Raw genomic sequence first — 14,764 nt, 5'->3', positions numbered from 1 at the left:
AACGAATGGGAGATTCGCATAAAAAGGGGTTGTGGCTGATACGCACGCACTACCGCATGCGAATGGTGTCTCTCGCCCTGGTATTCATAGCCAGTTGTTTTCAGATCAACGGCAAGGGGTATGGCCCGATCTCCTGGACCTTCCTGATAGCGCTGCTGCTGGTCTATCCCCATGTCCAGTACCAGCTTGCGCGCAGGTCCCAGACGCCCATTCTGTTTGCCATGCGCAGCTTGGTTCTGGACTCGGTCCTGCTGGGCGTCTTTTGCGCCTGCATCGAATTTTCCGACTGGCTGTGTTTTTCCGTGATCCTGGGTACCTTGAGCAACAACGCTGCCAACCGGGGATGGAAAAGCATAGGCAGTACCTTGCTGGCATTGGCCGTGGGCGCACTCACCGGGGTGGCGATGGGTGGATTCCATTTTTCTCCCGCAACCGTCTGGTCCGCCACCCTGGTCTGTACCGTGGGGCTGGCCGGATACATCCTGGCCGTGGGCAACTTTGCCTATACCCGCAATGCCCAGCTCAGGCTGGCGCGGGAGGAACTGAAAACACGCGAGGTTGAATTGCTGCAGGCAAACCAGAAACTGCAGGAAACACTGGTGGAAATTGAAAGCCTGCGCAATGGCCTTGCCGAACAGGCCATCCGGGACCCGCTGACCGATCTGTTCAACCGCCGCTACCTGGACAGCACCCTGGAGCGGGAGATTGCCCGCTGTGTGCGCGAGGGCAAGCCCCTGGCGCTGATCATGGTGGATATCGATCACTTCAAGAAGTTCAACGACCATTACGGCCATCTGGCCGGGGACGAGTGTCTCAAGTCGGTATCGCGGGCATTGCAGTCCAGTGCCAAGCGTGCAAGTGATCTGGCAGCGCGCTACGGAGGAGAAGAGTTTTCTCTGGTACTGCCGGATACCGACGCGGTGCAGGCCCGGCGCATGGCAGAAGAGCTGCGCTCAGCCATCCAGCGTCTGGGCATTGCCCATGATGGATCTTCCAACGGGGTGGTGACAGTCAGTATCGGATTGGCGGTGAGCACCCATCTGGAGCGGGCCAGTGCAGAGCACCTGATCCGTGCCGCGGACGAAGCGCTGTACTACGCCAAATGGGGTGGCCGAAACCGTGTCCAGGCTGCGCCCGAGGTGGCAGCAGATGCAAGCCCGGTCGGTTCTGTTCCCGAAGACATGGAGGAGCTGGTGTGGCAGCGAGCGTATGAGTCCGGCCATTCGGAAATCGACACACAGCATGCGCAGTTGTTTGCGCAGGTCAACCAGGTTTGCGCCGCCATCCGGGAGCAACATCCCCGCAGCGAGGTCGCCACGTTGGTGGACAACCTGATGCGCCATGTCGCCGAACATTTCGAATGCGAGGAACGGGTACTGGCCGCCATCGGCTTTCCCGGATTGCAGGAACATGCCAAGCTGCACCAGCATCTGATGGACAAGGCGGTCGATCTGATCGGACGCTACCGCAATACCAATCTGCCTATCGGCGAACTCCTGAACTATCTGGCCCATGACCTGATCGCCAAGCATGTCCTGGGTGCCGACCGCAAGGCCCAGCTGGAGGCCGGTTACATAGGGCATTACACCCCATGAAGTCCTAGGCGGCGACGGCTTCCGCCTGTGGTGTTGCAGGTGCAACCACCGGCTGACGGATCAGGTAGTCGAAGGCGCTGAGCGCTGCCTTGGCACCTTCGCCGGCCGCAATCACGATCTGCTTGTAGGGTACGGTGGTCACGTCGCCCGCAGCGAACACGCCGGGCAGGCTGGTGTGGCCCTTGGCATCCACGATGATTTCGCCAAACTTGCTCAACTCCAGCGTGCCCTTGAGGAACTCGGAGTTGGGCACCAGGCCGATCTGCACGAACACGCCTTCGAGCGCAACTTTGTGCAGCTCACCGGTGGCGCGGTCCTTGTAGTGCAGGCCGTTGACCTTGGAGCCGTCGCCGGTGATCTCGGTGGTCTGTGCGTTCACGTGGATGTCCACATTGGGCAGGCTCTTGAGCTTGTTGACCAGCACCGCATCGGCCTTGAGCGCGTCGGCAAATTCCACCAGGGTGACGTGTTGCACCACACCGGCCAGGTCGATGGCCGCTTCCACGCCGGAGTTGCCCCCGCCAATCACCGCCACACGCTTGCCTTTGAACAGCGGACCGTCGCAGTGCGGGCAGTAGGCCACGCCCTTGTTCTTGTACTCGGCTTCACCGGGCACGTTCACATTGCGCCAGCGTGCGCCGGTGGACAGGATCAGGCTGCGCGCCTTAAGTACGCCGCCGTTGGTCATGTGGACTTCGGTCAACCCACCTGCCGTGGCAGCGGGAACAATGCGGCTGGCGGTCTGCAAGTTCATGATGTCCACGTCGTAGTGGCGCACCTGGGCTTCCAAGGCTGCGGCAAACTTGGGGCCGTCGGTTTCCAGCACCGAGATGTAGTTCTCGATGGCCATGGTGTCATTCACCTGGCCGCCGAAGCGCTCGGCTGCCACGCCCACGCGGATGCCCTTGCGTGCGGCATACACCGCAGCGGCGGCACCGGCCGGGCCACCGCCCACGATCAGCACGTCGTAGGGTGCCTTCTCGCTGAGCTTGGCGGCTTCGCGGCTGGCCGAGTGGTTGTCGAGCTTGCCCACGATTTCTTCCAGCGTCATGCGACCGGAGCCGAACAGGGCGTCGTTCATGAACACCATGGGCACGGCCATCACCTGGCGCGCATCCACTTCGCTCTGGTACATGCCGCCATCAATCACCGTGGTATTGATCTTGGGGTTGAAGATGGTCATCAGGGTGGCGGCCTGCACCACGTCCGGGCAGTTGTGGCAGGTCAGGGACATGTACACCTCGAAGTTCATCGTGGCGTCCAGGCTCTTGATCTGGTCCAGTACCTCGGCACTCACCTTGGGCGGGTGGCCGCCGGTCCACAGCAGGGCCAGAACCAGGGAGGTGAACTCGTGGCCCATGGGAATGGCGGCAAAGCGTACGCCGCGGGTTTCGCCTTCCTTGGCGATGACAAACGAGGGGCGGCGCGCGTCGGTACCGGATTCGTCCAGCGTGACCTTGTCGGACAGGGCGGCTATCTCCACCAGCAACTCGCGCAGCTCCTGCGCCTTGGCGCTGTCATCCAGCGAGGCGATCAGGCGGATAGGCTGGCGCAGGTTCTGCAGATAGCCTTGGAGTTGAGAGCTGAGTTGTGCGTCGAGCATGGCGGTTCCTTCGTCTGGTTACGAATATCTTGCAAATGGGGTGGGGGAGTGGAGGAAGCAATACCTCTGCCAGAAGGGGCGCCCCTCGAAGCGCACCCCCTCCAGCAGAAATACTGCTTAGATCTTGCCGACTAGATCCAGGGACGGAGTGATGGTGGCAGCGCCTTCCTTCCACTTGGCAGGGCAGACCTGGCCAGGGTGGGAAGCGGTGAACTGGGCAGCCTTGAGCTTGCGCAGGGTTTCCGACACGTCGCGGGCGATTTCGTTGGAGTGGATTTCCAGCGTCTTGATCACGCCTTCGGGGTTGATCACGAAGGTGCCGCGCAGTGCCAGGCCTTCTTCAGGAATGTGCACGCCGAATGCGTTGGTCAGGGTGTGGGTGGGGTCGCCAACCAGGGGGAACTTGGCCTTGCCCACGGCGGGAGAGGTTTCGTGCCAGACCTTGTGGGAGAAGTGGGTGTCGGTGGTCACGATGTAGACCTCTGCACCAGCCTTCTGGAACTCGGCGTAGTTGTCGGCAGCGTCTTCGATTTCAGTGGGGCAGTTGAAGGTGAAAGCGGCGGGCATGAAAATCAGCACGGACCACTTGCCCTTCAGGGAAGCTTCGGTCACTTCAATGAACTTGCCGTTGTGGAAGGCTTGGGCCTTGAAGGGTTGAACTTGGGTGTTGATCAAAGACATAGGGTTCCTTTTCTGCCTGGTTAGTAAAAACTATCGAATGAGTGGGACTCATTGGCGTGAATCATATCCATAGAAAAGCTTGAAACCCAATTGGTTGTCTCAATGGGGCCGATTGATAACATGGACTGGGTTTTAGGCCCCGGATTCATCCCCAGTTCGTGTGAATGGGTCTGTTGATAACTCCGGGACAGATATGCCAAACCCGCATGCCTATTGGGCTGGCTTGCGATGCCTAAAAAGGATGCAGATCGTTTCGGCGGTTGTGGTAGGAAAAACCGCCGCCAAGCGTTTTTCAGAGGACCAGAATCGCCCGGAAATCGTTGACGTTGGTGTGGGTGGGGCCGGTGACAAACAGCGCGTCCAGGGTCTCAAAGAAACCATAGGCGTCGTTGCGGTCCAGGTGATCGCTGAGCTTGATGCCCCTGTGGGTGGACAGGGCCAGTGTGTCGGGTGTGACAAAGGCGCCGGCGTTGTCTTCCACGCCATCAATGCCGTCGGTGTCAGCAGCCAGTGCATACACACCCGCTTGACCTTGCAGCGCCTGCGCCAGTCCCATGCAGAATTCGCCGGCGCGCCCGCCGCGTCCGCGTGGGGCACCCGGCGCACGCGGACGGATGGTGACTGTGGTCTCGCCGCCGCTCAGGATGACACACGGCTTCTGGAAGGGCTGGCCCTTCTGTGCCACGGCGCGCGCCAGCGCGGCGTGGACCTTGCCGACCTCGCGCGATTCGCCCTCGATTTCGTCACTCAATATGTAGGCGGCGATGCCTGCATCCCGCGCAGCCTGTGCAGCGGCCTCCAGCGATTGCTGGGGCGTGGCGATCAGGTGCACCTGGCTGTTGGCAAAGACCGGATCGGCGGGTTTGCGGGTTTCCAGTTCTCCCGTGCGCAGATGCTCCAGGACCTGTTCCGGCACCGCAATGTTGTAGCGCTTCAGGATGGCCAGGGCATCGGCGCAGGTGCTGGCATCCGGCACGGTAGGGCCGCTGGCAATCACGCTGGCGTCATCGCCCGGCACATCGCTGATGAGCAGGGTCAACACGCGCGCCGGAGCACAGGCGGCCGCCAGGCGCCCGCCCTTGATGCGCGAGAGGTGCTTGCGCACGCAATTCATTTCGCCAATGCTGGCGCCGCTGTCCAGCAGTGCCTGGTTGATGCGTTGTTTGTCGGCCAGGGTCAGACCGTCGGCGGGTAAGGTGAGCAGGGACGACCCACCGCCTGAAATCAGGCACAGCACCAGATCGTCCGCGGTGAGGTTGGGCGGCAGTTCCATCATGCGTTCGGCGGCAGCCAGTCCAGCGGCGTCGGGCACAGGATGTGCCGCTTCCACGATTTCGATACGCGCCGGTATCCCGGCAGGCCGCTGCGGCGTGTGCCCATAGCGCGTCACCACCAGGCCCGACAGCGGCGCATCCTGCGGCCACAGGGCTTCCACCGCATGGGCCAAGGCGCCAGCCGCCTTGCCCGCGCCTACCACCACTGTTCGTCCCGATGGGGGAGGCAGAAATGCGCCAATGGTGTGCAGCGGCATGGCGCGCCGCACGGCGACAGCATAGAGATGGCTCAGGAAATCGAGCGGAGCATGTCTAGGGTTTGAAAATGGCGTATTCTCATCAGTCATCATACAACTTGATTAGTTGGGCTTGCGATTCTTGAGTCGGTCTTTGCTGTTGGCCAGGTGGGTTCGCATGGCGGCGCGGGCGGCGTCGGTATCCTGGTTTCGGATGGCGCTGAAGATGCTTTCGTGCTCGCTATGCACACGGCGCAAATAGGCCAGACGCCCTTCCGGCGCGCTGTTGGGTGTGTTGACCCGGGTGCGCGGAATGATCATGGTGCCCAGGTAGGTCATGAGATCGGCGAAATGGCGGTTGCCGGTGGCGCGCGCCACTTCCATGTGGAAATTGAAGTCGGACGGCACCGCGTCGGAATCTTCTTCGATGGCAATGACAAAGGCATCCAGCATGGCCTGCATGGACTGCAGATTCTGTTCGGTGCGGCGCTGCGCGGCCAGGCCGGCGGCCTCTGTCTCCAGGCTGATACGCAACTCCAGCAGGGCGATGACGTCGGCAACGGTGGCGAAATCGACGTCGGCAATCTTGAAGTTCTTGGTGTCTTCGGGCGGCAGTGCAAATGTGCCCACGCCGTGGCGCGTCTCCACTAGCCGGTTGGCCTGCAGGCGGGATATCGCCTCGCGCACCACGGTGCGGCTGACGTCAAAGCGGGTCACGATTTCGGACTCGGTGGGCAGCTTTTCGCCCGGCTTGATGGCGCCGGAGCGGATGCTGCCTGCCAGGCTTTCCATCACTTCATTGACCAACCCTTTCACACGCCGCGGGCGAGCTGCGAGAGGTGTCTGGTCCACCGGGGGGCCGGACGGGGCGGGGCTAGGGGTTTGTACTAGGTCCATGGAAAAGTCCTTGACTTGGCTATCGGGCGTCTCGACAATTTAACACATCAGACAACATATGACAGACAAGAATTTTAAATCTTATGACGATTAAAGTACACCACACTTTGCTGCTGACCGGTGCCGCAGGCGGCGTCGGAACCGCACTGCGCCAGCGGCTCAAGGCCAATTGCAGCGTGTTGCGCCTGTCGGACCGGGTGGACCTGGGCCCGGCGCAGGACGGCGAGGAAATCGTACAAGCCGACCTGGCCGATGCGGCGGCCGTCCATGCGGCGGTGCAGGGGTGCCAGGCCATCGTGCATATGGGCGGCGTATCGCTGGAAGGGCCGTTTGATCCCATCCTGCAAGGCAACATCATTGGTGTTTACAACCTCTACGAAGCGGCGCGCCAACACGGCGTCAAGCGCGTGGTGTTTGCCAGCTCCAACCATGTGACGGGTTTTTATCGCCAGGGCGAAACCATCACCCCGGCGCATCCGCCCCGGCCCGACAGCCTGTATGGCGTGAGCAAGGCCTTTGGCGAAGACCTGTCGCGCATGTACTTTGACCGCTATGGCATAGAGACCGCCTGCGCGCGCATCGGCTCGGCCTTTGCCGCGCCAAGGGACCGTCGCATGCTGGCGAGCTGGTTGAGCTTTGACGATTTGCATCGCCTGATCACCGCCTGCCTGACCACCCCGGTGCTGGGCCACACGATTATTTTCGGCATGTCGAACAACGCCGTATCTTGGTACGACAACGCCAGCGTGCGCCATGTAGGCTATGTGCCGCAGGACAGCTCGGATGGCTTCCGCGAGGAAATTTACGCCCGCACTCCGGAGCCGGATCTGACCGACCCCACGGTGCAGTACCAGGGCGGCACCTTTCTGATGGCCGGCATTCCCATGACGGCCCATCTGCGCGGCAAATAACACCATGCCTACCACTCTTGCGAGCGCCGAGCTGGTGCTCGACGTAAGGAATGCGACCGGTGAGTGCCCGGTCTGGCATGCCCAGGAGCAGGCGCTCTACTGGGTCGACATTCCGCAGAAGACGTTGTACCGCTACAGCCCTGCAACGGGCCGGCAGCACCAATGGGCAGCGCCCGAGATGCTGGCCTGCATCACCCGTGGTGCCTCCAGCCACCAGTGGTTTGCCGGTGCGCAAACCGGCATGTTTGAGCTAGACACCCGCAGTGAAGATGCGCTCGGGTTCCGGCGCGTGGCAAGCGTGCCGCACGCGCACGACGGCATGCGCTTCAACGATGGTCGCTGCGACCGGCAAGGGCGCTTTCTGGCGGGCACCATGGTGATGGACATGGCGGCAGCCAAGCCACTGGGCCAGATCTACCGCCTGGGGCATGGAGGTGCGCTGACACCGGTGCTCGGCGGCTTTGTCACCCCGAATGGCATGGCGTTCAGCCCGGATGGTCGCACCATGTATCTGTCCGACTCCAACAGCGCCGTGCGCAAGGTCTGGGCCTACGACTACGACACGGAGCGTGGGCTACCCAGCAACCCGCGCCCTTTCATCGACATGGCGACGTTCGAGGGCCGACCTGATGGCGCCGCCATGGACACGGATGGTTGCTACTGGATTTGCGGTATCGACGCCGGATTGGTGCACCGTTACACGCCGCAAGGTCGGCTGGACCGTTCGATTGCCGTGCCGGTGAAGAAACCCACCATGTGCGCCTTCGGCGGTGCCGACCTACGCACCCTGTATGTGGCTTCCATCCGCCCAGCCAACACCACCGAGCCTGACGCCCTGGACGGCGGGCTGTTTGCCATTCACCTGAGTGACGTGCAAGGCCAGCCCGAGCCGGCCTGCACGGTCTTCTGAGTTCGCGTTCCGTTCACGTTCCCATTTCAACCAAAGAGGAGAAATCATGCGCTTCCCATTCAAAACCTTGACCACCCAGATCGCCATTGCGGTGCTGGCGCTGTCCGCCACGACCGGTATGGCCCGCACCTTCCGTTCGGCCGACGTTCACAACAAGGAATTCCCCACCAACATGGCGGTGAAGTTCATGGGTGACGAGCTGTCCAAGGCCACTGGCGGCAAGGACAACGTCAAGGTGTTCGGCGACAGCTCGCTGGGCTCCGAAAAAGACACGGTGGAGCAAGTCAAGATCGGTGCGCTGGACATGGTGCGCGTGAACACGGCTGCCTTCCACGGCATCGTGCCGGAGTCCATGATTCCCTCGCTGCCCTTCCTGTTCCGCGATATCGAACACTTCCGCAAGACCATTTACGGTCCGCAAGGCGACAAGATTCTGGCCGCCTTTGACAAGGCTGGCTTTGTCGGTCTGGCACTGTACGAAAGCGGAGCTCGCTCCATCTATGCCCACAAGCCCATCAAATCCGTTGCCGATACCAAGGGTATGAAGATCCGCGTGCAACCCTCGGACCTGTGGGTCAGCACCATTGGCGCCATGGGTGCGTCCGCAACCCCTATGCCATTTGCCGAGGTCTACACCGGTTTGAAGACTGGCCTGCTGGACGCTGCCGAGAACAACTACCCTTCTTATGAAGAGGCCAAGCACTACGAGTCAGCACCCGTGTATTCGGAAACCATGCACTCCATGGGGCCTGAAGTGTTGGTGTTCTCCAAGAAAATTTGGGAAACGCTGACACCGGAAGAGCAGACGGCCATTCGCAAGGCCGCCAAGGCCTCAGTGCCGTACTACGTTGGCCTGTGGGAAGCCAAGGAGAAGGACGCCCGCGCAGCGGTTATCAAGGGTGGAGCCAAGATCGTTCCCGCCTCGGAAATCGATCGCAAGAGCTTTGTGGACGTGGAACGCCCCGTGTGGGACAAGTTCGCCAACACGCCTGAGCTCAAGGCACTGGTGCAAGAAATCGTCAACGCCAAATAATCGTGGGCGTCCTGACTTTTCTGAACTCCAGGCTGTCACGCTGGACGCTATCGCTGGCGTGCGCCTGCCTGGTGGGTTTGCTGGGTGTGGTGATCTACGGTGTGGTGATGCGTTATGTCTTCAATGACGCACCGGCCTACGTGGAGCAGCTCGCCTTGTTGCTGGTGATTTCGGTTGCCATGTTTGGCGCATCGGCCGGTGTGCGTGACGCCGGCCACATCGGCCTGGACTCGCTGGTCAAGGCATTGCCTGATATCGCGCAGTTCTGGTGCAAGGTGGTGGTGCACGGTTTCATCATCGTGTTTGCCATGGCGCTGCTGGCAGGGGGCACCCTGATGGCCGTGTCCACCCACGCCAGCACCATTCCCACACTGGGCCTGTCCGAGGCCTACCGTTATCTGCCGGTGCTGATGTCCGGTGTGTTGATCACCCTGTTTTCCATCGAGCATCTGGTGGCTTTGTTTACCGGAAAGAAAGTAGCTCCCTCATGGCACTGACCGTACTCTGTCTGGCCTTTGTTGCCTTCCTGTTACTGGGCGTGCCGGTGGCTTTTGCCATTGGTCTGAGTTGCCTGGCCACCTTCGCGGTGGAAGGCCTGCCGTTCGAGACCGCCATCCAGATGATGGTTTCGGGCATGAACGTGTTCTCGTTCCTGGCCATTCCCTTCTTCATCTTCTCTGGCGAGCTCATGCTGCATGGGGGCATTGCCGACAAGATCGTGGACTTTGCCCGCAGTCTGGTGGGGCACTGGCGCGGTGGACTGGGGCTGGCCAATGTGGTGGCATCCACGCTCTTTGGTGGTGTGTCCGGCTCGCCGGTGGCCGACACCTCGGCCATGGGCGGTGTGATGATTCCCATCATGAAGCGCGAGGGCTACAGCGCTGCCTACGCGGTCAATGTGACCACGCACGCATCGTTGTCGGGCGCGCTGATGCCCACCTCGCACAACATGATCATCTATGCCTTTGCTGCGCAGGCGGCCACCGGCATGATCGACGGCCATGTCATCAAGGGCGTGTCCATTGGCGACTTGATGTTTGCCGGCCTGGTCCCGGTGTTCTGGATCATGGTCTGCATGCTGATCACAGCCTATTGGCAGGCGGTCAAGTATGGCTACCCCAAGCGGCCTGACGGCTCCACGCTGCTGGAAAAGTTTCCGGGCTGGTCGGCCGTGCTGCGCTCCTTCATCGCGTCCATGCCGGGGCTGATGGTGGTGGTGATCATTCTGGCCTGCATCATGAAAGGGGTGGCCACAGCCACCGAAGCGGCGGCCATCGCGGTGAGTTATTCGCTGCTGCTCACGGTGTTCATCTACCGCACCATGTCCAAGGAAAAGCTGCTCAAGTCGCTGGCCAAGGCGTCCAAGACCACGGGCGTGATCCTGCTGCTCATCGGTGTGTCCAACATGCTGCGCTACCAGATGGCCTATCTGGAAATCCCGGACGCCATTGAAGCCGCGCTGCTGTCGGCCACGCAATCGCCCTGGCTGATGCTGCTGTACATCAACATCATCCAGATCGTGCTGGGCATCTTTCTGGACATGGCAGCGCACATCCTGATCACCACGCCGCTGTTCTTGCCGCTGGCCATCCAGATGGGTGTGGGTCCGGTGCAGTTCGGCATGATGCTGCTGCTCAATTGCGCGCTGGGGCTGGTGCATCCGCCGGTGGGGACGGTGCAGTTTGTGGGCTGTGCCATCGGCAACATATCCATCGGTGAAGCGACCAAGACAGCCTGGCCCTATTACTTCGCCATCTTTGTGGCCATCACGCTGGTGACCTACGTGCCGTCGTTCTCGACCTGGCTGCCCACGCTAATCACAGGGCATCTGGTGCTATGACCGTGCAGAAACCCCCGCTGACCATCCGCATGCATGCGGATGACAACGTCGCCATCGTCGCCAACGATGGCGGCCTGGCCGCAGGTACGGTGCTGGCCGATGGTCTGGTGTTGCGTGACCGCGTGCCGCAGGGGCACAAGGTTGCGCTGCGCGCTATCGCCAAGGATGCGCCGGTGTTGCGCTACAACGTGCCCATTGGTTACGCTCTGCAGGACATTGCAGCCGGCAGCTGGGTGCACGAGCGCCTGTTGCACATGCCTGCAGCGCGCAGTCTCAGTGACCTGCCCATGGCCACGGCAAAGGCCGTGGCGCAGGAGCCGCTGTCGGGTTACACCTTTGAAGGCTACCGCAATGCCGACGGATCGGTGGGCACGCGCAACATCCTAGCCATCACCACAACCGTGCAATGTGTGGCAGGTGTGCTGGCTTTTGCGGTGCAACGTATCAAGAAGGAACTGTTGCCGCGCTATCCCAACGTGGACGACGTGGTGGGGCTGGAGCATAGCTATGGCTGCGGCGTCGCCATTGACGCGCCGGACGCCATCATCCCCATCCGTACCTTGCGCAATATCAGTCGCAACCCCAACTTCGGTGGCGAGGTGATGGTGGTGAGCCTGGGCTGCGAAAAACTGCAGCCCGAGCGCCTGCTGCCGGCTGGCAGCATTCCCTTGCGCAGTGACGAGGCTCTTGATGTGGTTTGTCTGCAGGCCGACAAGCATGTGGGCTTCATGTCCATGGTGGACTCCATCATGGATTCCGCCACGACGCATCTGGAGCGGCTCAATGCCCGTCGCCGCGAAACCGTGCCCGCCAGCGAACTGGTGGTGGGCGTGCAGTGCGGAGGCAGCGATGCCTTCTCGGGCGTAACCGCCAACCCTGCCGTCGGATTCGCCACGGATTTGCTGGTGCGCGCAGGTGCCACGGTGATGTTCTCGGAAACCACCGAAGTGCGCGACGCCGTGGAGCAGATGACGGCGCGCGCCACCACGCCCGAGGTGGCGCAGGCCATGGCTCGCGAGATGGCTTGGTATGACGCCTACCTGGGCCGAGGCAGCGCCGACCGCAGTGCCAACACCACGCCGGGCAACAAGGCCGGTGGTCTGTCCAACATCGTGGAAAAGGCCATGGGCTCCATCATCAAGTCCGGCACGGCACCCATCAGCGGCGTGCTCTCGCCCGGCGAAAAGGCCAGCACCAAGGGGCTGATCTACGCTGCCACACCAGCCAGCGACTTCATCTGCGGAACCCTGCAACTGGCAGCCGGCATGAACCTGCACGTGTTCACTACCGGACGCGGGACGCCTTACGGACTGGCCGAAGTGCCGGTCATCAAGGTGGCCACCCGCACCGAGCTGGCCACGCGCTGGCACGACCTCATGGACCTCAACGCCGGACGCATTGCCGATGGCGAAGCCTCCATCGCCGACGTGGGCTGGGAGCTGTTCCGTCTGATGCTGGAGGTCGCCAGCGGCCGCAAGAAGACCTGGGCCGAGCACTGGAAGCTGCATAACGCGCTGGTGCTGTTCAATCCCGCACCGATTACTTGAAGCACATTGCCATGACACAACATACACCCTATCAATCATTTCCCAACTCCTTCAAGCAGGCTTTGAACAATGGCCAGCGCCTGATCGGCTGCTGGTGTTCGCTGGCCAGTCCGATCACCACTGAGGTGCTGGGCGTTGCAGGCTTTGACTGGATTCTTCTGGACGGTGAGCACTCGCCCAATGACGTTCTTACCTTTGTGCCGCAACTGATGGCGCTCAAAGACAGCCGCAGCGCTCCGATTGTCCGGCCCACCAGCAACAATGAGGTGGAGATCAAGCGACTGCTGGATGCAGGGTTCTACAATTTCCTCATTCCCATGGTGCACAGTGCAGCCGATGCGGCGCGTGCCGTGGCGGCCACGCGCTATCCACCCGAAGGCGTGCGTGGTGTGTCGGTGTCCCAGCGCAGCAACCGCTACGGCTCGGTTCCCAACTACTTTCAGGAAATCAATCGCCACATCATGGTGGCCGTGCAGATTGAAAGTCCGCAGGGCGTTGCCGCGGTAGGCGATATCGCTGCCACCGAAGGCGTGGACTGTGTATTCGTGGGGCCATCCGATCTGGCCGCCACGTATGGGCACCTTGGCAATGCAGGGCACCCGGATGTGCAGGCAGCCATTACACGGATCTTCGAGGTCACACGCAACGCGGGCAAGGCCTGCGGCATCCTGGCTCCGGTAGAGGCCGATGCACGGCGCTACATGGAGATGGGTGCGACCTTTGTAGCTGTGGGCAGCGACCTGGGTGTGTTCCGGCAGGGAACGCAGGCGCTGCGTGACCGCTACACCGTCTGATTTTTTCAACACCGCATAGAACTTACGCAATGACTACTCTTGGATTCATCGGCCTGGGCATCATGGGAGCCCCCATGGCTGGGCACCTGATCGCCGCCGGGCACACCGTGCACCTGCACACCCGCAACCAGATTCCCGAAGACCTGCTCAAAGCCGGTGGTCTGCCCTGCAGCAGTGCGCAGGAAGTGGCGCAGAAGGCGGACATCGTATTTCTGATGCTGCCCGACACGCCCGACGTTGAAACCGTTCTATTCGGCGAGAACGGCGTCGCTTCCGGTCTCACGCCGGGCAAGACCGTGGTGGACATGAGTTCCATCTCGCCGGTGCTGACCAAGGCTTTCGCTGCACGCATTAATGCGCTGGGCTGCGAGTACATGGACGCCCCGGTGTCCGGTGGTGAAGTGGGCGCCAAGGCGGCCAGCCTGACCATCATGGTGGGCGCCTCCGAAGCCACCTTTGCCAGTCTGCTGCCGTTGTTGCAGCACATGGGCAAAAACATCACGCTGGTGGGTGGCAATGGCGACGGCCAGACCTGCAAGGTGGCCAACCAGATCATCGTGGCACTCAATATCGCTGCGGTGGGTGAAGCCTTGCTGTTTGCCAGCAAAGCCGGCGCTGATCCAGCCAAGGTGCGGCAGGCGTTGATGGGTGGCTTTGCGGCCTCCCGCATTCTGGAGGTGCACGGCGAGCGCATGATCAAACGCACCTTCAACCCGGGCTTTCGCATCGGCTTGCACCAGAAGGACCTGGGGCTGGCGTTGCAGGGCGCGCGCGAGCTGGGGCTGGCCTTGCCGCAAACGGCAGGTGCCGCCCAATTGATGCAGGTGTGCAGCGCCAATGGCTTGCAGAATCTGGATCACTCCGGTCTGGTGCGTGCACTGGAGATCATGGGCAATCACCAAGTGGCTCCAGACGCCGCCTGATTGCCCGCAGGCTTGGCGATCGTGGGGCCTGCTGCGTGCTGGCGCAGCAGCAAGGCCACCACTTGACGAATAGCGGTGTTTGTTAAACTGGACTTCCATCCTGAAGCACCCATGCGTAGCGCCGATCCAACCCATTCCCCATCCCCGACAACGAGGAGCGGCATGCCCGAGGCCGTGCGCTACGCCATCGTGGGCATGTGGCTTAGCGTGGTCATCGGACAGTCTTTCAATGTGTATCAGGCCCTGGTATGCGAGGACGGTATGGACTGGCACGCATTGCTGTTCTCCAGCTTCATCATCTCGTCTGCCGTAATCGTCTATCTTCAGGTGGCCGCTGCGCGGGTTTGGGCCAGAACCGCGTACCTGTTGTTACTGGTGTTGTCGTATTCGCTGATGGCGTTGGATGACTCCGGCCTGACCCGTCTGGACGTGATCAGCTTTTGCCTGACCGCGCCCATTGATGTGTTTGTGACTTCGCGGCTCTTTATGTCCGCGTCCACCCGCTGGTTCTCCCGCTAGG

The 14,764-nt window shown here is 61.6% G+C and carries 14 protein-coding genes; 10 read left to right on the top strand and 4 right to left on the bottom strand.

Annotated features, from left to right (window positions below):
• The first annotated feature begins 62 nt into the window (after window positions 1-62).
• Window positions 63-1,595, top strand: coding sequence for a diguanylate cyclase (locus tag AC1RMF_RS06040; protein ID WP_493140421.1), 1,533 nt, complete (start codon window positions 63-65; stop codon window positions 1,593-1,595).
• Between the two features lie 4 nt (window positions 1,596-1,599).
• Here AC1RMF_RS06040 and ahpF read toward each other — a convergent pair whose 3' ends face one another.
• The 4 genes from ahpF to AC1RMF_RS06020 all read right to left on the bottom strand — a co-directional run bounded on the left by ahpF (window position 1,600) and on the right by AC1RMF_RS06020 (window position 6,286).
• Window positions 1,600-3,198, bottom strand: coding sequence for an alkyl hydroperoxide reductase subunit F (gene ahpF / locus AC1RMF_RS06035; protein WP_493140419.1), 1,599 nt, complete (start codon window positions 3,196-3,198; stop codon window positions 1,600-1,602).
• A 117-nt stretch (window positions 3,199-3,315) separates the two neighbouring features.
• On the bottom strand, window positions 3,316-3,879 hold the full coding sequence (gene ahpC, locus AC1RMF_RS06030; RefSeq protein WP_493140417.1) for an alkyl hydroperoxide reductase subunit C: 564 nt from the start codon (window positions 3,877-3,879) through the stop codon (window positions 3,316-3,318).
• A 292-nt stretch (window positions 3,880-4,171) separates the two neighbouring features.
• Window positions 4,172-5,503 (bottom strand): glycerate kinase type-2 family protein, encoded by a 1,332-nt coding sequence (locus tag AC1RMF_RS06025; RefSeq protein ID WP_493140415.1) that lies wholly within the window; start codon window positions 5,501-5,503, stop codon window positions 4,172-4,174.
• A gap of 9 nt (window positions 5,504-5,512) precedes the next feature.
• Window positions 5,513-6,286: a FadR/GntR family transcriptional regulator gene (locus tag AC1RMF_RS06020; RefSeq protein ID WP_493140413.1), complete on the bottom strand. Its 774-nt coding sequence runs from the start codon at window positions 6,284-6,286 to the stop codon at window positions 5,513-5,515.
• Window positions 6,287-6,369: 83 nt separating this feature from the next.
• On the opposite strand from AC1RMF_RS06020, the gene AC1RMF_RS06015 reads away from it, so the two are divergent.
• The 9 genes from AC1RMF_RS06015 to AC1RMF_RS05975 all read left to right on the top strand — a co-directional run bounded on the left by AC1RMF_RS06015 (window position 6,370) and on the right by AC1RMF_RS05975 (window position 14,763).
• On the top strand, window positions 6,370-7,197 hold the full coding sequence (locus AC1RMF_RS06015; protein ID WP_493140411.1) for an NAD-dependent epimerase/dehydratase family protein: 828 nt from the start codon (window positions 6,370-6,372) through the stop codon (window positions 7,195-7,197).
• Between the two features lie 4 nt (window positions 7,198-7,201).
• Window positions 7,202-8,107, top strand: coding sequence for an SMP-30/gluconolactonase/LRE family protein (locus AC1RMF_RS06010; RefSeq protein ID WP_493140409.1), 906 nt, complete (start codon window positions 7,202-7,204; stop codon window positions 8,105-8,107).
• A 46-nt stretch (window positions 8,108-8,153) separates the two neighbouring features.
• Window positions 8,154-9,140: a TRAP transporter substrate-binding protein gene (locus AC1RMF_RS06005; RefSeq protein WP_493140407.1), complete on the top strand. Its 987-nt coding sequence runs from the start codon at window positions 8,154-8,156 to the stop codon at window positions 9,138-9,140.
• 2 nt (window positions 9,141-9,142) lie between these two features.
• Window positions 9,143-9,637: a TRAP transporter small permease gene (locus AC1RMF_RS06000; protein WP_493140405.1), complete on the top strand. Its 495-nt coding sequence runs from the start codon at window positions 9,143-9,145 to the stop codon at window positions 9,635-9,637.
• Entirely contained in the window at window positions 9,628-10,980 is a 1,353-nt protein-coding gene (locus tag AC1RMF_RS05995; protein ID WP_342621002.1) for a TRAP transporter large permease, read from the top strand. The genes AC1RMF_RS06000 and AC1RMF_RS05995 overlap by 10 nt, the downstream gene beginning before the upstream one ends.
• Window positions 10,977-12,527 (top strand): galactarate dehydratase, encoded by a 1,551-nt coding sequence (garD, locus tag AC1RMF_RS05990; RefSeq protein ID WP_493140403.1) that lies wholly within the window; start codon window positions 10,977-10,979, stop codon window positions 12,525-12,527. The genes AC1RMF_RS05995 and garD overlap by 4 nt, the downstream gene beginning before the upstream one ends.
• Before the next feature lie 11 nt (window positions 12,528-12,538).
• Entirely contained in the window at window positions 12,539-13,321 is a 783-nt protein-coding gene (garL, locus tag AC1RMF_RS05985; protein ID WP_493140401.1) for a 2-dehydro-3-deoxyglucarate aldolase, read from the top strand.
• A 29-nt stretch (window positions 13,322-13,350) separates the two neighbouring features.
• On the top strand, window positions 13,351-14,244 hold the full coding sequence (locus AC1RMF_RS05980; RefSeq protein ID WP_342621005.1) for a 2-hydroxy-3-oxopropionate reductase: 894 nt from the start codon (window positions 13,351-13,353) through the stop codon (window positions 14,242-14,244).
• 162 nt (window positions 14,245-14,406) lie between these two features.
• Window positions 14,407-14,763 carry a hypothetical protein gene (locus AC1RMF_RS05975; RefSeq protein ID WP_342621006.1) on the top strand — a complete coding sequence of 119 codons (357 nt, stop codon included), beginning with the start codon at window positions 14,407-14,409 and terminating at the stop codon, window positions 14,761-14,763.
• Window position 14,764: the final 1 nt, after the last annotated feature.

Source organism: Rhodoferax sp. GW822-FHT04A08 (assembly GCF_058801025.1).
This window is presented reverse-complemented; position numbering and strand designations above follow the sequence as displayed.